This window comes from Saccharothrix sp. ST-888 (assembly GCF_000955975.1).
GTDB lineage: Bacteria > Actinomycetota > Actinomycetes > Streptomycetales > Streptomycetaceae > Kitasatospora.
Genome location: NZ_JYJF01000685.1, coordinates 1 through 337, shown reverse-complemented (window position 1 = coordinate 337; position 337 = coordinate 1). Strand labels below are relative to the sequence as shown.

The following is a 337-nucleotide window of genomic DNA, read 5'->3' as shown; positions in this document are numbered from 1 at the left end:
AGGCGGGCCGGCTGGAGTCCTGGGCCGCCGGCACCAAGTCGCCGGCCGGGCTGCTCGACACGGCGTACTCGCTGGCCACGACGCGTTCCGCACTGGAGTCCCGGGCGGTCGTGGTGGCCGCCGACGATGAGGGGTTTGTGGGGGGTGTACAGGGGTTGGCCTCGGGAAACCCCGGTGCTACTGTGGTCCGGGGCTCGGCCGCGGGCGGCAGGTTCGCATTCCTGTTCTCCGGTCAGGTCAGTCAGCGGCTGGGCATGGGAGCGGAGTTGTACGAGACGTACCCGGCGTTCGCGGAGGCGATGGACGCGGTGTGCGCGGAGCTGGACCAGTACCTGGA

Annotated in this window: 1 protein-coding gene; it reads left to right on the top strand. The window is 70.9% G+C overall.

The window, feature by feature from the left end:
• Nucleotides 1-337 (top strand): hypothetical protein (locus UK12_RS42280; protein WP_045307122.1); only part of this gene is annotated, 337 nt, incomplete at both ends.